The organism is Lacticaseibacillus zeae subsp. silagei (assembly GCF_030770335.1).
Taxonomy (GTDB): Bacteria; Bacillota; Bacilli; order Lactobacillales; family Lactobacillaceae; genus Lacticaseibacillus; species Lacticaseibacillus zeae.
Genome location: NZ_CP132484.1, coordinates 2,543,490 through 2,569,818, shown reverse-complemented (window position 1 = coordinate 2,569,818; position 26,329 = coordinate 2,543,490). Strand labels below are relative to the sequence as shown.

The window sequence follows — 26,329 nt, the reverse complement described above, 5'->3', positions numbered from 1 at the left end:
GAACAGCTCATATTTATATGAGAGTTTGATCCTGGCTCAGGATGAACGCTGGCGGCGTGCCTAATACATGCAAGTCGAACGAGTTTTGGTCGATGAACGGTGCTTGCATCGTGATTCAACTTAAAACGAGTGGCGGACGGGTGAGTAACACGTGGGTAACCTGCCCTTAAGTGGGGGACAACATTTGGAAACAGATGCTAATACCGCATAAATCCAAGAACCGCATGGTTCTTGGCTGAAAGATGGCGTAAGCTATCGCTTTTGGATGGACCCGCGGCGTATTAGCTAGTTGGTGAGGTAACGGCTCACCAAGGCCATGATACGTAGCCGAACTGAGAGGTTGATCGGCCACATTGGGACTGAGACACGGCCCAAACTCCTACGGGAGGCAGCAGTAGGGAATCTTCCACAATGGACGCAAGTCTGATGGAGCAACGCCGCGTGAGTGAAGAAGGCTTTCGGGTCGTAAAACTCTGTTGTTGGAGAAGAATGGTCGGCAGAGTAACTGTTGTCGGTGTGACGGTATCCAACCAGAAAGCCACGGCTAACTACGTGCCAGCAGCCGCGGTAATACGTAGGTGGCAAGCGTTATCCGGATTTATTGGGCGTAAAGCGAGCGCAGGCGGTTTTTTAAGTCTGATGTGAAAGCCCTCGGCTTAACCGAGGAAGCGCATCGGAAACTGGGAAACTTGAGTGCAGAAGAGGACAGTGGAACTCCATGTGTAGCGGTGAAATGCGTAGATATATGGAAGAACACCAGTGGCGAAGGCGGCTGTCTGGTCTGTAACTGACGCTGAGGCTCGAAAGCATGGGTAGCGAACAGGATTAGATACCCTGGTAGTCCATGCCGTAAACGATGAATGCTAGGTGTTGGAGGGTTTCCGCCCTTCAGTGCCGCAGCTAACGCATTAAGCATTCCGCCTGGGGAGTACGACCGCAAGGTTGAAACTCAAAGGAATTGACGGGGGCCCGCACAAGCGGTGGAGCATGTGGTTTAATTCGAAGCAACGCGAAGAACCTTACCAGGTCTTGACATCTTTTGATTACCTGAGAGATCAGGTTTCCCCTTCGGGGGCAAAATGACAGGTGGTGCATGGTTGTCGTCAGCTCGTGTCGTGAGATGTTGGGTTAAGTCCCGCAACGAGCGCAACCCTTATGACTAGTTGCCAGCATTGAGTTGGGCACTCTAGTAAGACTGCCGGTGACAAACCGGAGGAAGGTGGGGATGACGTCAAATCATCATGCCCCTTATGACCTGGGCTACACACGTGCTACAATGGATGGTACAACGAGTTGCGAGACCGCGAGGTCAAGCTAATCTCTTAAAGCCATTCTCAGTTCGGACTGTAGGCTGCAACTCGCCTACACGAAGTCGGAATCGCTAGTAATCGCGGATCAGCACGCCGCGGTGAATACGTTCCCGGGCCTTGTACACACCGCCCGTCACACCATGAGAGTTTGTAACACCCGAAGCCGGTGGCGTAACCCTTTTAGGGAGCGAGCCGTCTAAGGTGGGACAAATGATTAGGGTGAAGTCGTAACAAGGTAGCCGTAGGAGAACCTGCGGCTGGATCACCTCCTTTCTAAGGAAACAGACATTAAGTCTGACGGAAACCTGCACACACGAAACTTTGTTTAGTTTTGAGAGGATGACCTCTCTTTTTACGCCTATCGGGCCTATAGCTCAGTTGGTTAGAGCGCACGCTTGATAAGCGTGAGGTCGATGGTTCAAGTCCATCTAGGCCCATCAAGCGTTCGCTTGTTAATTGAACAACCCTTATGGGGGATTAGCTCAGCTGGGAGAGCGCCTGCTTTGCAAGCAGGAGGTCATCGGTTCGATCCCGTTATCCTCCATTGGCCGTCAGGCCAGTTCACCGACGCAAGTCGGCGACTTTGTTCTTTGAAAACTGGATATCATTGTTGTAAATGTTTTAAATTGCCGAGAACACAGCGTATTTGTATGAGTTTCTAATATAGAAATTCGCATCGCATAACCGCTGACGCAAGTCAGTACAGGTTAAGTTACAAAGGGCGCACGGTGGATGCCTTGGCACTAGGAGCCGATGAAGGACGGAACTAATACCGATATGCTTCGGGGAGCTATAAGTAAGCTTTGATCCGGAGATTTCCGAATGGGGGAACCCAGTACACATCAGTGTATTGCCTGCAAGTGAATTCATAGCTTGTCGGCGGCAGACGCGGGGAACTGAAACATCTCAGTACCCGCAGGAAGAGAAAGAAAACTCGATTCCCATAGTAGCGGCGAGCGAAGTGGGAAGAGCCCAAACCGAGAAGCTTGCTTCTCGGGGTTGTAGGACTGGACATCGGAGTTACCAAAGTTCGACGTAGTCGAAGTCAGCTGGAAAGCTGCGCCATAGAAGGTGAAAGCCCTGTAAACGAAACGGCGGACCCTCCGTCCAGGATCCTGAGTACGGCGGAACACGTGAAATTCCGTCGGAATCCGGGAGGACCATCTCCCAAGGCTAAATACTCCCTAGTGACCGATAGTGAACCAGTACCGTGAGGGAAAGGTGAAAAGCACCCCGGAAGGGGAGTGAAACAGTTCCTGAAACCGTGTGCCTACAATTAGTCAAAGCCCGTTAAGGGGTAATGGCGTGCCTTTTGTAGAATGAACCGGCGAGTTACGTTTGCCTGCGAGGTTAAGATGAAAAGTCGGAGCCGGAGCGAAAGCGAGTCTGAACAGGGCGAATGAGTAGGCAGATGTAGACCCGAAACCAAGTGACCTACCCATGACCAGGTTGAAGGTGTGGTGAAACACACTGGAGGACCGAACCCATGTATGTTGAAAAATGCTGGGATGAGTTGTGGGTAGCGGTGAAATTCCAAACGAACTTGGAGATAGCTGGTTCTCTCCGAAATAGCTTTAGGGTTAGCCTCGGAGGATGGATCATGGAGGTAGAGCACTGTTTGAACTAGGGGCCCATCAAGGGTTACTGAATTCAGATAAACTCCGAATACCATCGATCTTACTCCGGGAGTCAGACAGTGAGCGATAAGGTCCATTGTCGAAAGGGGAACAGCCCAGATCACCAGTTAAGGTCCCTAAATTTATGCTAAGTGGAAAAGGATGTGGCGTTGCACAGACAACTAGGATGTTGGCTCAGAAGCAGCCACCATTTAAAGAGTGCGTAATAGCTCACTAGTCGAGTGGCACTGCGCCGAAAATATACCGGGGCTAAGCATAATACCGAAACTGTGGGTGCACCCGTAAGGGTGCGCGGTAGGAGAGCGTTCTAAGGGCGTTGAAGGTCGATCGTGAGGACGGCTGGAGCGCTTAGAAGTGAGAATGCCGGCATGAGTAGCGAAAGATCAGTGAGAATCTGATCCACCGTATGACTAAGGTTTCCTGGGGAAGGCTCGTCCTCCCAGGGTTAGTCGGGATCTAAGGCGAGGCCGCAAGGCGTAGTCGATGACAAGCAGGTTGAGATTCCTGCACTAGTTTATTTTGTTTAAGCGATGGAGGGACGCAGGAGGCTAAGGAAAGCGCACGGCTGGAAAAGTGCGTCCAAGCCGCAAGTCTGGTGGCGAGTGAAATGCTTGCGACCATAAGGACAAGCGGTGATGGGGAGCGAAATTAAAGTAGCGAAGTTCCTGATGTCACACTGCCAAGAAAAGCTTCTAGTGAGAAATAAACTACCCGTACCGCAGACCGACACAGGTAGTCGAGGAGAGTATCCTCAGGTGAGCGAGCGAACTCTCGTTAAGGAACTCGGCAAAATGACCCCGTAACTTCGGAAGAAGGGGTGCTGACCGCAAGGTCAGCCGCAGTGAATAGGCCCAAACAACTGTTTATCAAAAACACAGGTCTCTGCTAAATCGAAAGATGATGTATAGGGGCTGACGCCTGCCCGGTGCTGGAAGGTTAAGAGGATGAGTTAGCGCAAGCGAAGCCCAGAATTGAAGCCCCAGTAAACGGCGGCCGTAACTATAACGGTCCTAAGGTAGCGAAATTCCTTGTCGGGTAAGTTCCGACCCGCACGAAAGGCGTAATGATTTGGGCACTGTCTCAACGAGAGACTCGGTGAAATTATAGTACCCGTGAAGATGCGGGTTACCCGCGACAGGACGGAAAGACCCCATGGAGCTTTACTGTAGCTTGATATTGAGTGTTGGTACCGCTTGTACAGGATAGGTAGGAGCCGTAGAGATCGGAACGCTAGTTTCGATGGAGGCGTTGGTGGGATACTACCCTAGCTGTATGAACACTCTAACCCGCGCCACTGATCGTGGCGGGAGACAGTGTCAGGTAGGCAGTTTGACTGGGGCGGTCGCCTCCTAAAATGTAACGGAGGCGCCCAAAGGTTCCCTCAGAATGGTTGGAAATCATTCGCAGAGTGTAAAGGTAGAAGGGAGCTTGACTGCGAGACTGACAAGTCGAGCAGGGACGAAAGTCGGGCTTAGTGATCCGGTGGTTCCGTATGGAAGGGCCATCGCTCAACGGATAAAAGCTACCCTGGGGATAACAGGCTTATCTCCCCCAAGAGTCCACATCGACGGGGAGGTTTGGCACCTCGATGTCGGCTCATCGCATCCTGGGGCTGTAGTCGGTCCCAAGGGTTGGGCTGTTCGCCCATTAAAGCGGTACGCGAGCTGGGTTCAGAACGTCGTGAGACAGTTCGGTCCCTATCCGTCGCGGGCGCAGGAAATTTGAGAGGAGCTGTCCTTAGTACGAGAGGACCGGGATGGACGTTCCGCTGGTGTACCAGTTGTGCCGCCAGGCGCATCGCTGGGTAGCTATGAACGGAAGGGATAAACGCTGAAAGCATCTAAGTGTGAAGCCCCCCTCGAGATGAGATTTCCCATTCCTATATGGAAGTAAGACCCCTGAGAGATGATCAGGTAGATAGGCTGGAAGTGGAAGTGCAGCGATGCATGGAGCGGACCAGTACTAATCGGTCGAGGACTTAACCAAGTAGAGCGTGAGCAGGAGCGCTTAGAAACCGGAGCATAAGCGGGCCTGAGTTCGTTGGCCGGGTTTTGGCCAATGGACTCAGGGTCCTTATGTGGAGGTTTCTGCGACTGCGAACGCGTTTCGATGAAATACGCCGATTCTCAGCAAAGTAAACAACCAACAATGATAGCCAGTTTTGAGAGCGCAAAGTTCTCATAAGTGTGGTGGCGATAGCAAGAAGGATACACCTGTTCCCATGCCGAACACAGAAGTTAAGCTTCTTCACGCCGAGAGTAGTTGGTGGGAAACTGCCTGCGAGGGTAGGAAGCTGCCACGCTTACATATGGAGGATTAGCTCAGTTGGGAGAGCGTCTGCCTTACAAGCAGAGGGTCACAGGTTCGAGCCCTGTATCCTCCATTGAGCCGTTAGCTCAGTTGGTAGAGCAACTGACTTTTAATCAGTGGGTCGACAGTTCGAGCCTGTCACGGCTCATTTAACCCACCTTTTGCGGGTGTGGCGGAACTGGCAGACGCGCTAGATTTAGGTTCTAGTGGTTTTTGACCGTGGGGGTTCGAGTCCCTTCACCCGCATCGTATCTTGAATGGAATGCTCGGGTCTTTGAAGGCCGCTCCTCGGTCATAATTGAATAGGTTTGATATGCGGAAGTAGTTCAGTGGTAGAACATCACCTTGCCATGGTGGGGGTCGCGGGTTCGAATCCCGTCTTCCGCTTTTCACTTTATGCCGGGGTGGCGGAATTGGCAGACGCACAGGACTTAAAATCCTGCGGTCAGTGATGACCGTACCGGTTCGATCCCGGTCCTCGGCATTTTGTTGAAGCACCCATAGCGCAACTGGATAGAGTGTCTGACTACGAATCAGAAGGTTGTAGGTTCGACTCCTACTGGGTGCATCGTCGATCGCCTATGAAGCTAAGCTGGCGCCGATCAATTGAATATGCGGTATGCGGAAGTAGTTCAGTGGTAGAACATCACCTTGCCATGGTGGGGGTCGCGGGTTCGAATCCCGTCTTCCGCTTTACCGGGAAGTAGCTCAGCTTGGTAGAGCACTACGTTCGGGACGTAGGGGTCGCAAGTTCGAATCTTGTCTTCCCGATTCTTGGATCACGAAAAATCGTGGTCCTTTTTTCGTTTTCAAATGCAGAAATTTGTATAAACTGACCAATGCCAGTATAATGTGTAATAGTCAAGATTGGTCAAAGTCAAAAAGGATTGAACGACATGCAGCGTGAGAATATTTCGGACATTATTGAGGCTTATCTAAAAACGATACTGGCACAGGAGGCCGCCGTTGAAATACGGCGAGCCGAGATTGCGCGTCGTTTTAATTGCGTTCCTTCGCAAATCAATTATGTCATTAAGACCCGGTTCACACCGGCTCGCGGCTACATTGTCGAGAGTAAACGTGGTGGCGGGGGCTACATTCGCATCGTGAAGGTCAAATTGACAGATGATCAGGATCTCATTCAAATCATGCGGCAGCACATTCCCAAGCGCTTGCGGTTACGCGATGCACGTGATTTGATTCAGGAACTGTTTGACAATGGCCTTATTTCCCAGCAATCAGGTAATTTGTTGTTGGCGGTCATGAATCATGAGACTTTGGGCATTCTTGATCAAGGGACAGAAGAGCATTTACGGTCGCGCATGTTCCTTGCATTTTTGGATCGTTTGCGGTATGAAAGATAGAACAGTTTATAATTAGTTTTCTAAAAAGGAGCGTGCTTATGGACAACTTATTTACCCCTAGTGCTAAAAATGTTTTGCTTTTAGCCCAGGAACAAGCGAAGTATTTCCATCATCATGCTGTAGGCACTGAACATTTGCTTATGGCGCTGGTTATGGAAAAAGATGGAATCGCTGGTAAGACGCTGCGTCAGTTAGGGGTCACAGAGAATGATGTCCATGACGAGATCGAGCGCTTCACAGGGTATGGAACTGTTGATGCCGCCGGTCAAGCTAGCGATAGTTATTTGCCTTATTCACCTAAAGGTAAGGAAATTCTGGCGTTTGCCGGCGACGAAGCAAAGCGCTTAGGTGCTTTGAAGATCGGCACCGAGCATATTCTGCTGGGGTTGCTTCGTGAAGACGATATTTTAGCCGCGCGGATTCTCCAGAATCTGGGGCTTAGTCTTTCGAAGACGCGACAAATGGTGTTTAAGAAGATGGGCATTGCGGACACGGCTGCCAAACGCCGACCAATGGCGCGTGGCGGTGCCCGCCAAGATAGCCAAGGGACCCCGACACTTGACGGCCTTGCGCGCGATTTGACTCAAATGGCGCGGGAAAATCGGATGGATCCGGTGGTCGGCCGCGAAAAGGAAGTTCGGCGTTTGATTCAGATTCTGGCCCGGCGCACCAAGAACAACCCTGTGTTGATTGGTGAACCAGGTGTCGGGAAAACCGCGATTGCGGAAGGCTTTGCCGAAAAGATTGTCGCGGGCAAAGTTCCGGATGACATGCTGAATAAGCGACTGATGATGCTTGATATGGGCTCACTGGTTGCTGGCACGAAGTATCGTGGTGAATTTGAAGATCGCCTGAAGAAAATCATTGATGAGATTTATAAAGATGGCAATGTCATTTTGTTCATTGATGAATTGCATACGCTAATCGGTGCGGGGGGTGCTGAAGGTGCCATTGACGCTTCCAACATTCTCAAGCCGGCCTTAGCTCGTGGCGAGTTGCAGTTGATCGGGGCAACAACCTTAGACGAATATCAAAAGTATATTGAAAAAGATGCTGCTTTGGAACGGCGGTTTGCGACCATCCAAGTCGATGAACCAACGGAGGAAGAAGCAGAACAGATTTTGAAAGGGCTGCGTCCACGGTATGAGGCGCATCATGGCGTCACCATTACTGATGAAGCTTTGCATGAAGCAGTTGTTTTGTCCTCACGTTACATTACAACGCGCTTCCTGCCTGACAAGGCGATCGATTTAGTTGACGAAAGTGCTGCCAAGGTACGATTGGACAAAGCTAATGTCGAAACCAAATCCGACAAGCTTCAGGACGAATTGGCTAAGTTAGTCGCCGACAAAGAAGACGCGATTGATCATCAAGACTTCGAAACAGCGGCGACCATTCGCACCAAGGAAGCGGACGTTAAGGCCAAACTTGCCGATACGCCGGAACCCGTGAACGAAAGCGGCGTTCGGACCGATATCAAAGTGACAGGCGCCGATGTGGCAGAAGTTGTGTCACAATGGACCGGTGTGCCGGTTACCCAGTTGCAGAAGAAGGAATCCGAGCGTTTGGTTAACCTGGAGAAGATTCTCCATCAACGGGTTGTCGGTCAGGATGAAGCTGTTTCCGCAGTTGCACGGGCCATCCGCCGGGCACGTTCCGGTTTGAAAGATCCTACCCGCCCAATTGGGTCCTTCATGTTCCTTGGCCCAACCGGCGTCGGGAAAACCGAGCTGGCGAAAGCCCTAGCTGAAGCGATGTTTGGATCAGAGGATGCCATGATTCGGGTTGATATGTCCGAATACATGGAGAAATTCAGCACCAGTCGTTTGATTGGCGCCGCACCGGGTTATGTCGGCTACGATGAAGGCGGCCAGTTGACGGAAAAGGTTCGCAACAAGCCATATTCTGTTGTGCTGCTGGATGAAGTCGAAAAGGCGCATCCGGATGTCTTTAACATCTTGCTTCAAGTCTTGGATGATGGTTACCTGACCGATGCGAAGGGTCGTCGGGTTGATTTCCGTAATACGATTTTGATCATGACCAGTAACATCGGGGCAACCGCCATTCGTGACGATAAAACGGTTGGCTTTGGTGCCAAGGACCCAACCGCAGACTTCAAAGCGATGAAGAGCCGGATGTTAGATGAATTGAAGAAGAGTTTCCGTCCTGAATTCCTGAACCGAATTGATGAGACGGTTGTCTTCCATAGCCTGAACAAGGAAGAGCTGCACGAGATCGTCAAGATTATGACCAAAACCGTGCTTAGTCGCATTAAGGATCAGGGAATCGACGTCAAAATTACGCCAGCAGGCATTGATGCCATCGCGGCTGCCGGATTCGATCCTGAATACGGGGCACGTCCGATCCGCCGCGCTTTGCAAACGGATGTTGAAGATCAACTGAGCGAACTTTTGTTGACAGGACAAGCTAAGACCGGTGATTTGATCCAAATCGGTGCCAAAAAAGGCAAGCTAACGTTTACTGTCAAGGAAAACAAAGGCAAGCATAAAGAAAATGGCGCATCGAAGGAACCGGTTAAGGCGTAACTTTAGATGATAAAAAGTCGTAATCAACTGTGGTTACGGCTTTTTTGAATGTGCGATATGCGAAAGGATTTGTGAGTCTGAGACGGAAAATTTTGCCGCTTGACTTTCTTGACACCACCGCGTATTATTAAATCAATCGCATTTCGGTTTGGACAGGCTGTCAGGACGATCTATTGTCCGTTCTGGCTAATGGAAAAAGCAAAAACAGCAGGCTGGTTGAAGGCTGATCTGTTTTTGGTTTTTTTTTGCTCAAAATGTCTGCGGGATCGTCATTGTCATGTAAATTTAACAAAATTTACATTATTTTTACAATCGACCAAGCCGGAAAATCTTACAAGGGGTGAATAATTTGGCAGGACACTTAGTGAATTATGGTAAGCACCGGACACGCCGGTCTTATGCCCGGATCAAGGAAGTTTTGGATCTTCCTAATCTGATCGAGATCCAAACGAATTCTTACCAATGGTTCCTCGATGAAGGTCTTAAAGAAATGTTCGACGATATTATGCCGATCGATGACTTTCAAGGGAAACTGTCACTGGAATTTGTCGGCTATCAACTGCTGGAACCGAAATATACTGTCGAGGAAGCACGCCAACACGATGCAAACTACTCTGCACCTTTGCATGTAACCTTACGTTTAACGAATCATGAAACCGGTGAAATCAAGAGCCAGGATGTTTTCTTTGGCGATTTTCCACTGATGACCAAACAAGGGACTTTCATCATCAACGGGGCGGAACGGGTTATTGTTTCGCAGTTGGTTCGTTCACCTGGTGTTTATTTCCATAGCGAAACCGATAAGAACTCACGGGTTACCTATGGCACAACTGTCATTCCTAACCGTGGTGCTTGGCTGGAATATGAAACAGACGCCAAGGATATTGCTTATGTTCGGATCGACCGGACGCGGAAGATTCCATTGACCGAACTGGTTCGTGCTTTGGGCTTCGGGTCTGATCAAGATATCATCAACATGTTCGGCGATAACGATTCGCTGATGCTCACACTTGAAAAAGATGTGCATAAGAACACGGATGATTCCCGTACCGATGAAGCCTTGAAGGATATTTATGAACGCCTACGCCCAGGCGAACCTAAAACCGCTGATTCGTCACGGTCACTTTTGTATGCGCGTTTCTTTGATCCGAAACGTTATGACTTAGCTTCAGTTGGTCGTTATAAGGTTAACAAGAAGTTGAGCTTGAAGACGCGCCTGTTGAATCAGGTCTTGGCTGAAACATTGGCTGACCCGGATACCGGTGAAGTTATTGCCCAAAAAGGGACCAAAGTTGACCGTCAAGTGATGGACAAGTTAGGTGCTTATTTGGATCGGGATGATTTCAAGACCGTCACGTATCAACCTTCCGATCAAGGCGTTGTGACGGATCCGATTGTGCTGCAAAGCATTAAGGTCTACTCACAAGTAACACCGGATAAAGAAATCAACTTAATCGGCAACGGCCACATTGGCAAGAAAGTTAAGCACATTGTTCCGGCTGATGTTTTGGCATCCATGAACTATTTCCTTAACTTGCAAGAAGGCCTTGGCTCAGTCGATGATATCGATCACTTGGGCAATCGCCGGATTCGTTCCGTCGGTGAATTGCTGCAGAACCAGTTCCGGATCGGGCTTTCCCGGATGGAACGGGTTGTGCGTGAGCGGATGTCGATTCAGGACACTGCTACCGTGACGCCGCAACAATTGATCAATATTCGTCCGGTGGTTGCTTCGATCAAGGAATTCTTTGGCAGTTCCCAACTGTCTCAGTTCATGGATCAGACCAACCCGCTTGGTGAATTAACCCACAAGCGTCGGCTTTCTGCCCTTGGACCTGGTGGCTTGACGCGTGATCGTGCGGGTTATGAAGTTCGAGATGTTCATTACACCCATTATGGTCGGATGTGTCCGATTGAGACCCCTGAAGGCCCGAACATCGGGTTGATTAACAGCTTGGCTTCTTATGCGGTGGTTAATCCTTATGGCTTCATCGAAACCCCGTATCGCCGTGTTTCTTGGGATACGCATAAGGTTACCGATAAGATTGACTATCTGACCGCCGATGAAGAAGATAACTACATCGTTGCGCAGGCAAACTCGCCATTGAACGATGATGGTTCTTTCGTTGACGATACCGTTTTGGCGCGTCACAAAGACAACAACATTGAAATTTCTCCGGACAAAGTTGACTACATGGACGTTTCACCTAAGCAGGTTGTTGCGGTTGCGACGGCATGCATTCCATTCTTGGAAAACGATGACTCCAACCGTGCCTTGATGGGTGCGAACATGCAGCGTCAGGCGGTGCCATTGATCAATCCGCATGCCCCACTTGTTGGGACCGGGATGGAATACAAGGCGGCGCATGACTCCGGGACAGCAGTTCTGGCTACAAATGCCGGGACGGTTGAATATGTTGACGCTAAGCAAATTCGGGTTCGCCGTGAAGACGGTGCCTTGGATTCCTACAACTTGATGAAATTCAAGCGTAGTAACGCCGGCAAGAACTACAACCAGCGGCCGATTGTCACGATTGGCGATCACGTTGATGTTGATGAAATCATCGCTGATGGGCCAGCCATGCAAAACGGCGAACTGGCATTGGGCCAAAACCCAATCATCGCCTTCATGACTTGGAACATGTACAACTACGAAGACGCGATTGTGCTGTCTGAACGGTTGGTTAAAGACGATGTTTACACGTCCATTCATATTGAAGAGTATGAATCCGAAGCACGTGATACCAAACTTGGGCCTGAAGAAGTGACTCGCGAAATTCCAAACGTCGGTGAAGAAGCCCTCAAGGATCTTGACGAGTTCGGTGTTGTTCGTGTCGGCGCCGAGGTTCGTGATGGCGACATTTTGGTCGGCAAGGTGACACCTAAAGGGGTTACCGAGCTGTCTGCTGAAGAGCGGTTGTTACACGCTATTTTCGGTGAAAAGGCTCGTGAAGTCCGCGATACTTCATTGCGGGTACCTCATGGCGGCGGTGGGATCATTCAGGACGTCAAGATCTTCACTCGTGAAGCGGGCGATGAATTGTCTCCTGGTGTCAACATGATGGTTCGTGTCTACATCACCCAGAAGCGGAAGATTCAGGTCGGCGATAAGATGGCCGGTCGTCATGGGAACAAAGGGACGGTTTCCGTCGTGGTTCCTGAAGAAGACATGCCATACTTGCCAGATGGGACACCGGTTGACATCTGCCTATCGCCAATGGGTGTGCCAAGTCGTATGAACATTGGCCAGGTGCTTGAACTGCATCTGGGCATGGCCGCACGTAACTTGGGTATTCACGTGGCAACCCCTGTTTTCGATGGTGCCAACGATAAAGATCTGTGGTCAACCGTTAAGGAAGCCGGCATGGCCTCCGATGGTAAGTCAGTTCTGTATGATGGCCGTACCGGTGAACCATTTGAAAACCGCGTATCTGTAGGAGTTATGTACTACATGAAGCTGTCACACATGGTTGATGATAAGATCCATGCTCGTTCAATTGGACCTTACAGTTTGGTTACCCAACAGCCACTTGGTGGTAAAGCACAATTTGGTGGCCAGCGGTTTGGTGAAATGGAAGTTTGGGCCCTTGAAGCTTATGGCGCGGCCTACACCTTGCAGGAAATTCTGACCTATAAGTCAGATGACGTTGTCGGGCGGGTCAAGACCTATGAAGCCATTGTCAAAGGCGAACCGATTCCAAAGCCAGGTGTACCGGAATCCTTCCGAGTGCTTGTTAAGGAATTGCAAGCCTTGGGTCTGGACATGAAGGTGCTTGGCGCGGATAAGAAAGAAATTGAATTGCGGGATATGGATGACGACGAAGACGACGTTGTTTCAGTCGATGCTTTGGCGAAGTTTGCAGCCCAGCAAGAAGAAAAGAAGGCACACGAAGCCGCAGCTCAAGCGAGCGACGGTAAGCCTGCCGATAACAGTACCGACGATAAAAAATAGGAGGTTAGCCCTTTGATTGATGTCAATAAGTTTGAAAGTATGCAAATCGGCTTAGCCTCGCCGGACAAGATTCGCAGTTGGTCGTATGGGGAAGTCAAAAAGCCCGAAACGATCAACTACCGAACCTTAAAGCCTGAGCGGGACGGCTTGTTCGATGAACGCATCTTCGGACCGACTAAGGACTGGGAATGTGCCTGTGGTAAGTACAAGCGGATCCGCTATAAGGGGATTGTTTGTGATCGCTGCGGGGTTGAAGTGACACGTTCCAAGGTTCGGCGTGAGCGGATGGGCCATATCGAATTAGCCGCACCGGTCACCCACATCTGGTACTTCAAGGGCATCCCGAGTCGGATGGGTCTGGTACTGGATATGTCGCCACGGTCACTTGAAGAAATCATCTATTTTGCTTCTTACGTTGTGATTGATCCAGGCGACACGCCAATGGAGAAAAAACAACTTCTGACCGAACGCGAATATCGTGAAAAACGGGAAGAATACGGCAAAACCTTCAATGCCAAGATGGGTGCTGAAGCCATCAAGGAATTGTTGCAGGATGTCGATCTCGACAAAGAAGTTACTGAATTAAAAGACGATCTGAAGTCAGCGCAAGGCCAAAAACGGACGCGCGCGATTCGGCGGTTGGACATTTTGGATGCCTTCAAGGAATCCGGTAATGATCCAGCATGGATGGTCATGGATACCATTCCGGTCATTCCACCGGATCTGCGGCCAATGGTTCAGCTCGAAGGCGGCCGGTTTGCGACGTCTGATCTGAACGACTTGTATCGGCGGGTCATCAACCGTAACAACCGTCTAAAGCGCCTGCTTGACCTGAATGCACCAAGCATCATTGTCCAAAATGAAAAGCGGATGCTGCAGGAAGCGGTTGACGCTTTGATCGATAATGGTCGGCGTGGTCGTCCGGTTACCGGCCCAGGCAATCGTCCGCTTAAGTCCCTGTCACACATGCTGAAAGGGAAACAAGGCCGGTTCCGTCAGAACTTGCTTGGTAAGCGGGTTGACTACTCTGGTCGTTCCGTTATCGATGTCGGCCCATGGCTGAAGTTTTATCAGTGTGGCGTGCCGCGTGAAATGGCTTTGGAGCTCTTTAAGCCATTCGTGATGCGTGAACTGGTTAAGCGGGACATGGCAAGCAACATCAAGAATGCCCGGCGCAAGATCGATCGGCAGGATGATGACGTTTGGGATGTGCTTGAAGATGTTATCAAGGAACGGCCGGTACTCTTAAACCGTGCGCCTACGCTGCATCGACTTGGTATTCAGGCGTTTGAACCTGTTTTGGTTGATGGGAAATCCATTCGGTTGCACCCACTGGTCTGCGAAGCGTATAACGCGGACTTTGACGGTGACCAAATGGCGATCCACGTACCGTTGTCTGATGAAGCGATGGCTGAAGCACGGATGCTCATGCTTGCGGCACATCACATTCTGGCGCCAAAAGACGGCAAGCCAATCGTTACCCCTTCGCAGGACGTTGTGTTAGGTAACTATTACCTGACCATGGAGCAAAAGGGTCGCGAAGGCGAAGGCATGATCTTCAAGGACACCAACGAAATCCTGATGGCACTGCAAAATGGCTACGTTCATTTGCACAGCCGGGTCGGCGTTGCGGCTAACTCCTTCACTGACAAACCATTCACAGATGATCAAAAGAAGAAGATCATGGTGACAAGTGTCGGCAAGGCGATCTTTAACGAGATTATGCCAAAAGACTTCCCGTATCTGAATGAGCCGACGCAAGACAACATCGTCAATGGTGTGCCTGATAAGTACTTCATCGATAAAGGTGAAGACATTCACGCTTATCTCGCGGATGCACCTTTGATCGATCCGTTCAAGAAAGGCTTCCTGTCTGATATTATTGCGCAGGTCTTCAAGGTTTATAAAGTTCAGCGAACCAGTGATTTACTGGATGACATGAAGACTTTGGGCTATACGCAATCCACCAACTCCGGGTTAACTGTCGGGATTGCCGATATCACCAATCTGAAGGAAAAGCCGGAAATTGTGGCTGCTGCCCATAAGAAGGTTGCAACTGTTTCTAAGCAGTTCCGGCGTGGGTTGATCACTGATGATGAACGCCATGATCGGGTTATCCAGATTTGGAACGACGCCAAAGATGAAATTCAGCAAAAGCTGGTTGATTCTTTTGACCCGAATAACCCAATCTCCATGATGTCCGATTCCGGAGCTCGTGGTAATATCTCGAACTTCACTCAGCTTGCCGGTATGCGTGGTCTGATGGCTGCGCCTAACGGTGGGATGATGGAAGTGCCGGTTATCTCGAACTTCCGTGAAGGCCTGACTGTTATGGAAATGTTCATGTCCACTCACGGTGCTCGTAAAGGGATGACCGATACGGCGCTGAAGACGGCTGACTCAGGTTACCTGACGCGGCGGCTGGTTGATGTGGCGCAGGATGTCATTGTTCGTGAAGAAGACTGCGGCACCGATCGTGGTTTGGTCGTTCGCGCTATCCGTGAAGGTAACGAAATGATTGAACCACTGTATGATCGCCTTGTCGGTCGGTTCACCATGAAAGACGTTCTTGATCCTAAGAGCGGCAAAGTCCTGGTTAAGCGCAATACCTTGATGGACGAAGATATGGCACAGAAGATTGTGGATGCCGGTGTTGAAGCCGTCACCATCCGTTCGGTCTTCACCTGCAATACCAAGCACGGTGTTTGCCAGAAGTGCTACGGTTGTAACATGGCAACCGGCGAACAGGTTGAAGTCGGCGAAGCAGTCGGAACTGTTGCTGCTCAGTCAATCGGTGAACCAGGTACCCAGTTGACCATGCGTAACTTCCATACCGGTGGTGTTGCCGGTGGCGAAGATATTACCCAAGGGCTGCCTCGTGTTCAGGAAATTTTTGAAGCACGGAACCCTAAAGGTGAAGCTGTGATCACGGAAGTAACCGGTGAAGTAACCGCTATTGATGAAAATCCGGCTGAGCATACGCGTGAAATTACGGTGAAGGGTGAGACTGATACCCGAACCTATAGCGTGCCGTATGCATCTAGTGTGGCGGTTGCGGAAGGCGACCATGTTAACCGCGGCGAACGACTGACAGGCGGGTCAATTGATCCTAAGCAGTTGATCAAAGTGCGCGATGTGATGGCAACCGAAAACTACCTGCTTTCTGAAGTCCAGAAAGTTTACCGTATGCAGGGTGTTGATATTGGTGATAAGCACGTTGAAGTCATGGTTCGGCAGATGTTACGCAAGATCCGCGTCATGGATCCGGGCGATACAAACATCTTGCCAGGAACATTACTCGACATTGCGGACTTCAAAGAGAAGAACACGCAAGCGATCATCAGTGGCGGCATTCCAGCTACCGGCCGTCCGGTGCTGTTAGGGATTACCAAGGCTTCCTTGGAAACCAACAGCTTCCTGTCAGCTGCATCCTTCCAGGAAACAACGCGGGTTCTGACCGATGCTTCTATTCGCGGCAAGAACGATCCGTTAGTTGGCTTGAAGGAAAATGTCATTATCGGGAAGATTATTCCGGCTGGTACCGGGATGGCAACGTATCGTCACGAAGAACCAAAGAGTGTCGGTACCGTTTCCGACAGTGTCTATTCGATTTCTGACATTGAAAAGCAAATGAAGGAAAAAGACAGCCAGCAAAAAGACGACCAACAAGATGATACTGACAACAAGTAATCATCCTGTTAGCTGCCAAGCTAATTGAATAATCTAGTTACAAACAAGCACGGCGTAAGTGTCCTTTAAGGGCGTTTACGTCGTGCTTTTTTGTTGTGAGCGCGAACCGACTCTTGCGCCGGTTCGCGCGTTATGGATGGTCACGTTTTTACGGCACCCATCAGCGTCTCAAAACAGCCAATGACTTGCTAGCTGCACACAGCCATAACCAACCGCTAAATGACTAATGAGCGGGAGGGACGATGGATGGGCAACTAACCAGTGGATGGCAGCACTGATACATGCCGTTAACGTGATGAAAAGTGCGGTTTCAAGTTGAAGAACGCCACCTAGCACGGCAATGAGGATCACATCGGCACTGCCGAGTCCGTGTGAGACAATTGCAAGCCCACCAACCAAAACAGCTAGCAAAACCAGGTTAAACCACTCGCAAGGAAAGCGGATGAGGAGCAGGGAACACCAGCCACCAAACCAAACGGCAGACACCGCCCGCTCCCGCCAATCAGCCACACTAAAAATCAATAAACCCACACTCAGCAGTAACGTTAGCCAAGTTTGGGCAACTATCCCTAAAAGCACAGCCAAGCAACAGTGGAAATACCGGTTATCTGCCGTCAAGTCCATGGTGAACTTCGCAACACCAAGTAACATTATTCCTGGAATCATAGCGACAATCCTCCTTCATAAGGTAGATTCCGCTTAAAAAAGTAAAAGAACTTAGAAAATAATAATGGCACTAACTTTTAAAAAGTGAGTAAGCCATTTCGATGACGATAAGTAAGCAAAATAACGTACTTATATTTAGTTAAGGGATTATATTGTTTCTTTTTAAGATTATGTACCTTGTTTTAAAAAAAAACCTATAAACACACAAAAAATTAAATGTATATTTGATGAGGATTTTTGTTAACCGCTTCAATATTTATGGCAATGTTATACAATAGCAGTGGGTGTAGTTTTAGTTAATGTATTCATAATTCACAAGTTAATGGTTTCGCTGGGGAGTTGCCATGAAAGTCTTTTAGAAGGAGGAGTGGGAACATCATGAAGGAGTTGGGTGTCAAAAAAGTCAGGCACAAGCTGTTCAAGATTGGCGTTTATTTTACTGTCATTCTTGGCATGATTGTGCAGTTGCTTTCGCCAGCGCTGACCCTTGCCGCCGAGAATCCGACACAAGCAGTGACTGGTACACTGACGATTAAGAACCAGGATGAGCAAGGCAAGTCGCTGAATGGCGCAAAGTATGAGGTTCGTAATGAATCCCATCAGGTTGTGGCTAACAGCGCCATTAGCAAAGACGGCCAGACAACTATACCGAATCTGCCCGTCGGAAATTATACGGCTACCGAAACGCAGTCTGCTTCAGGTTATACGGCCATTGAGCAGACCAAGAATGTGAGTGTCACGGCGTCAGGCACTGAAACGCTGTTGTTTAAGAGTCGTGCATCCGCAACGATCACAAGCAGCAGTAGTAGCAGTCGTGTTGTGGCGTCATCAGCAGCGCAGACAGCCAGTGCGCAGGAACCGGCTAAAAGTGCCACGCCAGCTGCAAAGGCTGACACGACATTGCCAAACATTTTCACGAAGGTCGTATTAAAAGACGGCAACGGACAACCGTTGGGTACCGAAGTTAATCAACAAAGTACCGTGAAAATGGAATTAACGTTCACGTTACCGGAAACCAGCACGCCGTTTCCGGCAGGCGCTTCGTTCACCACGCAGCTGCCAAAAGATCAAATTGATTTTCCACCAAGCAGTACCGGTGTCTTCGATGGCGGTGTTGCAGAGTATCAGTTTGATCAAACAACCGGAAAGTTGACGATCAAGCTTTTGAAGGCCACGGATAATGGCTCATGGCGGGTCAATATTACTGCGAGTTTTAAAGCACTGACCGCCAATGACTCATTGAATCAGACGCTGGTTTTCCATACAAAAGACAATGATACCAAGTTCCCAATTACGTTCCGGTCGAACGCAAAGCCAGTGGTGGTGAATGCGCCAAAAGTCACACCACAGAACTTGAATCCAACCGGTATTTCCGGAAGTGCCAAGTTTAATTTAAACGGTGCCGAAAGTGATAAAACGAACCCGCCTAAGTGGGAAAGCGATCCGGCCGAGCGCTCCAAGAATGCCGACATGGAGTTGACCGTCACTGCGCAAGGTAGCGGGACGACTTATGCGAAGTCACTGACGTTTAGCGACAGTGATCTGGCAAAAATCAAAGTTTCTTCTGCTCCGGTTAATGTCTTAGGCGACTTTTCCGAAGCGTTGAAGCCATTGGTTGCTGGTCGGGATTACCATGCGGTTTTATCAGATGACAAACGCACGGTCAAAATTTATTTGACTGATGGCCTCAAAAAATCAACCGGCTATCAGGTCGATTACACGGCCAGTATTGATCGCTCTTTAGACGATACCGGTAAAGTCGGTAGTGCTTTGGCTGAAGGCTACCGCTTTTTAACTGGCACCAAGAGCAATGATGGCTATGATTACCGCAGCGTGACCATGCGAAATTCCGGGGTCGCGATCACCAAGGCCGGAGACATTACGAATAACTTCCGCGCGTTAAAGTGGAAGATTAATTGGAACTACAGCATGGACACCATGAAGGCCGGGGCGACGTTGACCGACCATTTTGGCAAGCAAGTTGGCGGAACCGACGATCATGATCAGCCGAAAATCGAGGAGGATGCTAATCAGTCACTCGATACCAGCTCGCTGAAAGTTTTCCAAGTTACTTTTGACCAAAATGCATCACCAACAGTTTCTGAAGACAACATTGCCAAATATTTTAAGCTGACAGACAAAGGTAATGGCACCTTCACATTGACGTATCTCGGTGGTGCAAAGCTGCCGGATAATGCGTCATTCCAAGTGCAATACCAAACCAAGCTGAAAACGACGCCAGCTAATGGGACTAAGCTAACCAACATTGTTAATGATCAGAAGAATCATTATGCCAATGCGACTTATCAGGTTAGTTTACCGAATAGCATCGACAAGACAGCTGGGAACATTGATACTTACAATGCCCAAATGATGTGGCGGATCAATGCTAACCAAACGTTCCGTGAGATGCGTAACGGCAAGATTTTTGATTTGTTCCCTGATGGCGTTGATAAATTAGGCAACGATCCAACCGCTGCCGATATCAATACGATCAATGGCGAAAATGCGTCAACAGATGATCAAGATGGCAGCAATGACGGGATTTTGGTTTATGCGCAGGATCCCGATGGCAAGCGCACGCTGCTGAAGTCTGGTACCGATTATGCGATGAGCACAAGTGATAACGATGTTCAGACGGCAGTTAAGCAGTATAACGCTAAAGACAAGGAAAATCCGATTGATGCTGATGGCCAGACCAAAGGCATTCGCGGGTTTGTCGTAACCCTCAAAGGCAAGTATGCAGACACCGATTCCCAGATTGTGATCTACACGCATACCAAACTGGACATGTTAAAACTGGGGCAGGTCGCCAATGATCCGGATGCATTGAAAAAGGCTTTGAACAACCGGACCTTCTTCTTTTTTGATTTACCACCGGGCAGCGATGATACTGCCAGTGGTTCCAGCAGCAATACGCCAACTCCTGAAGAGGGTGCGTTTAGCGGGGCCTTGAAGAATTCGTGGAGTGATACACCAGACACCCAGTATTGGGGCGTTTTGGTGAACCGCTTGGGCATCAAATATGGGCATCTGCATTTGACGGATATTCTGCCGAGATTTGACGGGGTCAATTATGAGCTGATTCCTGATTCGATTAAGTTCTATGAAGTAACCGGATCAGGTGGTATCGATCCCACAAACACTGGCGATCCGACCACATCGGGTGACGTCAAAGAAATTAAGACCAATCCTTATTACGGCACCAGTGGCTGGTCAACAACCGCGCTGAAGGCGAATGACGCCGCGCAGCAAAATCTGTTGCCGACCAACACACCGAATACTTGGTTGACGGACAATAAAGATTTAGCGCAACAGTTAGATTTTGATTTTCCTAATATTGGTAACGGCCGGGTCTGGATTGTCTTTGAAACGAAGCGAGCCAACCAGTGGAGCTATAACGATCCTAACTTCACCAATACGGCGACCGTGACAGACAAGAACCAAGCAACCACCGACATTCCGAAATTCACGCCGTCTGCTTCCAAGTCGGCGCAGAGCTATTGGACGCCAATTAATAAAACTGTTAGTCGGGACTCAAAACTGAAAAATGTCCTAAACTGGCATGTTCAACTGGAGAATATCCAAGACAAGTACCGGCCGATGGTGAACCCGGTTATTGAAGATACGCTTGATCCAGCTGGTACTGGTGCGGAAATCAATGCCACTAGTTTCAAGGTTACCTTGCAGGTTGGATCAGCCAATGAAGTCACGTTGAAACAAGGCAAGGATTACGATCTTGCCTTGAACGGCGATAAATTTACCGTCACGTTCCACCGGACTTTTGGTAATCTGACGCAAACGGATGGCAGTCCGCTAAATAATTATCACGTCAACGTTTACTACGCCACTAGCAGCAAGAATGCCGGTTGGGTTTACAACACCAGCAAAGTTTCATGGAGTGGCGATGAGACCACCCATCAACCTAGCGACGGTGTTCCTGAAAGTGGCCGAACGGCGTCAACGCAGGGCTATCTGTCATCTTGGGACTCTGGCATAAGTGGTGAAACCATCACGCAGCTGGCTAACTTAGTGGTTGAGAAAAAAGATAAAGTCAGCGGCGCACCGATTCCGGGTGTCAAGTTCAGGTTGAGTGACGGTACCCATACTTTTGAAGCAACTACCAAACTCGATGATCAAACGCACAAGGCAACCGCAACGTTCCAAGGCTTGCCAATCGGCGTGGATTATACCTTGACAGAACTCAACACACCTGCTGGCTACAAGCCGTTGGCGCCACAGAAAATTCGACTGAAAGCGACTTCTGATACCGGCACGGCGATTCAGAATGAAGCGGTTGAAAATGAGCCTTATCAAATTACCCTTTCAAAGTATGACAATCGCGCAAAAGGTCAGTCGGAAGCCGACAGTAAGCAATATCGCTTGTCTGGTGCAACCTATGACCTCATCGATACTGATAACCAGCAGAAATTACTGTCAGGGCTGAAGACCAATGATGACGGTCAAATCACGGTTGGTACGGCAACCAGTTTTGCTGGCAGTTACGCTGATGATAAGTTCAAGCCTGATTTGAAAGCCGGGCAATATGTCCTTGAAGGGCTAAAACCCAGTCACTACCGGTTGGTTGAACGCGAAGCACCGACCCATTACCGGGGAGATGCGCATGATCAGGCAACCGTGACAAGCGGGCCGGACAAGCAACTCTGGATTGATAGCCTCAACGCTGGCAGTGTCAATGCCACCATTGATGACAAAACGCCAAACGCGCAAGTCACAGCATACAACCAGAAGAAGCCCGGTCAACTGGCCATCAAGAAGCAGGCAGAAATCATCAGGGACGATCATTTTCCGGATCGCCAGCCAATGACCGGTGCGACCTTCAAGCTTTATCGGTATGGTGATGACGGCAAGCTTGACTATGACAAATCATGGGATGCAACCGTCACGAACAATGACGGAACCGTTTCGTTTTCTGATAATGACTTATATGAAGGCAAGTATCAGCTGATCGAGACGAAAGCACCTGAAGGCTACGTTATTCCTAATAACTTGGCTAAAGGCGTCGACGTTAACATCACCGGCGATCAAACATTGACGTATCCAACGATTGAAGAACCGGTTTTCCGACGCACAGTCGTTTTGAAAAAGAGTGATGGCAACTTTGGCAATCCGATTGCCGGGATTACCTATGCGCTCTATCAAGAAGACGGCACCGAACTTGCCAAAGATCTGGTCACCAATAAGGATGGCGAGGTTGCTTTACCATTTGACTTGCCAGCCGGACAATATTATTTCAAAGAAACTAAGACGCTGCCGCCTTATCGGCTGAATACCGATAAGCATGCGTTTACCATTAAACAAACCGATCAAACGCAAACCGCAGCCGCATTAGCGAGCGACAACAAGCAGAAGCCAGTCACCGTGAACGTTACGAACTGTCAAGTCAAAACCTTGAACGTGAAGAAAGTTGACCGCACTTATGCCAAACATGCATTACCGGGCGCGGTCTTCCGGCTTACGAACAGCACGGGCTACAGTCGCGATGTCACCACGGATGAAAACGGCGTTGCCTCATTCGGCGATTTGCTGTTGGGTCGCTATTCACTGACTGAAGTAAAAGCACCAGCAGGCTACCGACTTGATACCACGATCTATCCGATTACGTTGACATCCGCGGCCACGCCTAGTGCGATCACCGTCAACAAAGAAATCGCCGACGATCCATATCAAGTCACCTTAGCCAAGTACGATAACCGGGTTAAGAAGACCGATGATGCGGCCACACTCAAGAAGTATCTGTTGCCAGGCGCAACGTACAAACTGGTCGATGAAGTTACCGGCAAGACGCTGAAAGCTGACATGAAGACGAACGCGGACGGTCAATTGACCTTTGGTGCCGCAAGTAGTTTTGATACGCCGCTTAAAGCGGGGGAGTATGCAGTTGAAGGCTTGAAGCCGGATAACGCCTATCGTCTGGTTGAAACTGAGGCACCTGAACATTATCGTGGTGATGCCAAGGATCAAGCAAACCTGACAAGCGGTGCGGATCGGCAGTTGTGGGAAGACAGCTTAAAGGCTGGGAGCCTGGACTTTACAATTAAGGCTGATCAGACGCAGTTATCCTTAACTGCAACTAACCAAAAGAAGCCGGGGCAACTGGCGATTAAGAAGCAAGCGGAAACGATCAAGGACGATCATTTTCCAGATCGCCAGCCAATGACCGGAGCTCAATTTAAGCTTTATCGTTATGATGAGGACGGCCAAGTTGATCACGATAAATCGTGGACAGAGACGATCACTAATAACGATGGTGCACTTACTTTCAAGGACAATGACTTGTATGAAGGTAAGTACCAGCTGGTTGAGACTAAAGCGCCAGAAGGTTACGTCATTCCGAATTATTTGGCTAAAGGCGTCGATGTCAATATCACCGGTGGTCAAACACTGACGTTCCCAACAATTACCGAACCGGTTTATCGGCGGACGGTGATGTTGGAAAAGACGGATGGTAATTTTGGCAATCCAATTGCCGGCATTACCTACGCACTTTATCAAGAAGATGGTACCGAACTCGCCAAAGATTTGGTGACAGACAGCAAGGGACAGGTTCATTTACCATTTAGTTTGCCAGCAGGTTCGTATTACTTTAAAGAAACCAAGACATTACCGCCTTACAGACCCAACACGGATAAACATGCCTTTAAGGTCGAACAGGCTGATTTGACGCAGACGGCAAATGCGCTAGCAACAGAAAATAAGCAGAAACCAATTGCTGTCAATGTTACCAACTATCAGATTAAGACTCTGAACGTGACAAAAGTTGACGGCACTTATACGAAACATGTATTACCGGGTGCTGTCTTCCGCCTCACTAATAGTACTGGATACAGCAAGACTGTTACCACAGATGCAAATGGGGTTGCCTCATTCGGTGATCTCTTGTTAGGTAACTATTCCTTAATGGAAGTCAAAGCGCCATCTGGTTATCGGTTGGATACAACGGTTCATCCGATCACCCTATCTTCCGCGGTAACGCCGACGCCAGTCACAGTCAACAAAGAAATCGCCGACGATCCATATCAAGTCACCTTAACCAAGTACGATAACCGAGTTAAGAAGACTGACGATGCCGCCACACTCAAGAAGTATCTGTTGCCAGGCGCAACGTACAAGCTTGTCGATGAAGTTACCGGCAAGACGCTGAAGGCCGACATGAAGACGGATTCTGACGGGCAGTTGACCTTTGGTGCCGCAAGCAGTTTTGATATGCCACTTAAGGCTGGCCAATATGTGGTTGAAGGCTTGAAGCCGGATAACGCCTACCGTTTGGTTGAAACCGAAGCGCCTAAGCACTACGAAGGCGATGCGACTGATCAAGCGCGTGACACAAACGGTACCGCTAAACAATCTTGGCAGCAGAGTCTAGAAGCTGGCAGCGTCGATTTCACGTTGACAGTCAATCAGGCCCAGCTTAAGTTAACGGCCACCAACCAGAAGAAGGCTGGCCAAGTTGTTATTACCAAGAAAGCAGCCACCACGCATGATGACCGCTTCCCAGCCAAAATGACGATGATTGGCGCTCAGTTTGCGCTTTATCGTTATCGCGATGACGGTACGGTTGATCACAGCCGGTCATGGAAGGCAACAATTACCAACCAAAACGGCATTGTGACCTTCAACGATCACGATCTTTACGAAGGTAAATATCAGCTAGTTGAAACCCAAGCGCCACGCGGATATGTCATTCCGGACAACTTGGCTAAGGGGATTGATGTGAGTGTGAAAGGCGACCAAAAGATCGACCTGGATCCGATCATCGAGCCTGAATTCAAGCGTAGTGTTCAGTTACAAAAGACCGATGGCGATTTTGGCAATCGACTAGCCGGGATTACCTTCAACTTGTACGGTAGCAGCGGGAATATCCTGGCCAAGGATCTGGTAACCGACAAGAGTGGGCAGATTGATTTACCATTTAACTTGCCAATCGGTGATTATTACTTTGAAGAGACGAAGACCTTGCCGAAGTATGCATTGACCACCGATAAGATTCGCTTCAAGGTTGAACAAACCAGTTTGACCCAGACAGCCAGCGCCTTAGCTACCCAGAATAAGCAGCAACCGATTACCGTTCAGGTTGCCAATTATCAGATTAATTCGCTTATCATCCAGAAGGTGGACACGGCCGATCAGCAGAAAGTATTGGCCGGCGCAGTCTTCCGGTTGACCAACGATCAAGGCTACAGCAAAGAAATCACGACTGACGCAAAAGGCTTAGCAACCTTTGACAATTTGAGGCTGGGTCGTTACTGGCTCACTGAAATCAAGGCGCCAAGTGGTTATACGATTAATTCGGATTATGCGAAACCGGTCGCTGTTGAAATCAAGAGCGGTGATGCCGTCCGAATGACCATCGCCGATCAACCGCACAAAACATTGCCAGATACAGGCGGTAATGGTGGGAACAACGGTGGTGCGGCTAACCCGAGTGGCACGCCAAGCACGCCAAGTACCCCAAGCAGCCCGAGTACTCACAGCAACAATGTTCGGCACGAACAACCGTCACGACGACTGCTCTTTGGCAGCTTTGGCGATCGGGACGCCATGACGTTGATCCTTGCAGGCGTTTTGATTCTTATCATTGCCGGCAGCACGGTCATTCTGCGGCGGCGTAAGCAGTCGTAATGGGTGAGATGCTAGTCAGTTAGTATCAGATTGAAAAATAGTTCCGCGAAGTAAGCTCTGATGAGGGCTTGCCTTGTGGGACTATTTTTGTGCTGAAACGCGCTCACTGGCGCAGAAGCTTGCGTGTAAGGACCTTGGGCGTGATGGCCTAAGCCCGGGCCATCACGCCCAAGGCCACTTACACTCCAGCTTCTAACCGCGCCAGTTCACG

6 protein-coding genes, 10 tRNA genes and 3 rRNA genes are annotated in these 26,329 nt (G+C 49.4%); 18 read left to right on the top strand and 1 reads right to left on the bottom strand.

The genetic code is table 11. The annotated features are described in order from the left end of the window. Positions 1-13: 13 nt before the first annotated feature. The 17 genes from LACZS1_RS11945 to rpoC all read left to right on the top strand — a co-directional run bounded on the left by LACZS1_RS11945 (position 14) and on the right by rpoC (position 16,809). Positions 14-1,583, top strand: a 16S ribosomal RNA gene (locus LACZS1_RS11945). A gap of 90 nt (positions 1,584-1,673) precedes the next feature. Then, a tRNA-Ile gene (locus LACZS1_RS11940) sits at positions 1,674-1,747 on the top strand. A 34-nt stretch (positions 1,748-1,781) separates the two neighbouring features. Further along, positions 1,782-1,854 (top strand) — tRNA-Ala (locus LACZS1_RS11935). Positions 1,855-2,015: 161 nt separating this feature from the next. Beyond that, a 23S ribosomal RNA gene (locus LACZS1_RS11930) occupies positions 2,016-4,933 on the top strand. A gap of 199 nt (positions 4,934-5,132) precedes the next feature. Next, positions 5,133-5,249, top strand: a 5S ribosomal RNA gene (rrf, locus tag LACZS1_RS11925). Together the 16S, 23S and 5S rRNA genes with 10 tRNA genes alongside form the textbook arrangement of a ribosomal RNA operon. An 8-nt stretch (positions 5,250-5,257) precedes the next feature. After that, positions 5,258-5,330: transfer RNA gene (locus tag LACZS1_RS11920), tRNA-Val, on the top strand. Between the two features lie 2 nt (positions 5,331-5,332). Further along, positions 5,333-5,405: transfer RNA gene (locus LACZS1_RS11915), tRNA-Lys, on the top strand. Positions 5,406-5,420: 15 nt separating this feature from the next. Beyond that, positions 5,421-5,503, top strand: a tRNA-Leu gene (locus tag LACZS1_RS11910). Positions 5,504-5,572: 69 nt separating this feature from the next. Further along, positions 5,573-5,644, top strand: a tRNA-Gly gene (locus tag LACZS1_RS11905). An 11-nt stretch (positions 5,645-5,655) separates the two neighbouring features. Beyond that, a tRNA-Leu gene (locus LACZS1_RS11900) sits at positions 5,656-5,741 on the top strand. A 10-nt stretch (positions 5,742-5,751) separates the two neighbouring features. Next, positions 5,752-5,825: transfer RNA gene (locus LACZS1_RS11895), tRNA-Arg, on the top strand. Between the two features lie 53 nt (positions 5,826-5,878). After that, a tRNA-Gly gene (locus LACZS1_RS11890) sits at positions 5,879-5,950 on the top strand. Between the two features lie 4 nt (positions 5,951-5,954). Beyond that, positions 5,955-6,028: transfer RNA gene (locus LACZS1_RS11885), tRNA-Pro, on the top strand. Between the two features lie 125 nt (positions 6,029-6,153). Beyond that, positions 6,154-6,621: a CtsR family transcriptional regulator gene (locus LACZS1_RS11880; protein ID WP_010492678.1), complete on the top strand. Its 468-nt coding sequence runs from the start codon at positions 6,154-6,156 to the stop codon at positions 6,619-6,621. 38 nt (positions 6,622-6,659) lie between these two features. Beyond that, positions 6,660-9,167 carry an ATP-dependent Clp protease ATP-binding subunit gene (locus LACZS1_RS11875; protein WP_047105387.1) on the top strand — a complete coding sequence of 836 codons (2,508 nt, stop codon included), beginning with the start codon at positions 6,660-6,662 and terminating at the stop codon, positions 9,165-9,167. Between the two features lie 349 nt (positions 9,168-9,516). Further along, complete coding sequence (gene rpoB, locus LACZS1_RS11870; protein ID WP_010492660.1) at positions 9,517-13,119, top strand: DNA-directed RNA polymerase subunit beta; 3,603 nt, start codon at positions 9,517-9,519, stop codon at positions 13,117-13,119. Positions 13,120-13,131: 12 nt separating this feature from the next. Next, on the top strand, positions 13,132-16,809 hold the full coding sequence (gene rpoC / locus LACZS1_RS11865; protein ID WP_070652012.1) for a DNA-directed RNA polymerase subunit beta': 3,678 nt from the start codon (positions 13,132-13,134) through the stop codon (positions 16,807-16,809). A 168-nt stretch (positions 16,810-16,977) separates the two neighbouring features. Here the strand turns inward: rpoC and LACZS1_RS11860 are convergent, their stop codons facing one another. Continuing rightward, a complete protein-coding gene (locus LACZS1_RS11860; RefSeq protein ID WP_070652013.1) occupies positions 16,978-17,475 on the bottom strand; it encodes a prepilin peptidase in 498 nt (165 codons plus the stop codon). Between the two features lie 378 nt (positions 17,476-17,853). On the opposite strand from LACZS1_RS11860, the gene LACZS1_RS11855 reads away from it, so the two are divergent. Beyond that, positions 17,854-26,118 (top strand): SpaA isopeptide-forming pilin-related protein, encoded by an 8,265-nt coding sequence (locus LACZS1_RS11855; RefSeq protein WP_306402865.1) that lies wholly within the window; start codon positions 17,854-17,856, stop codon positions 26,116-26,118. Positions 26,119-26,329 lie beyond the last annotated feature (211 nt).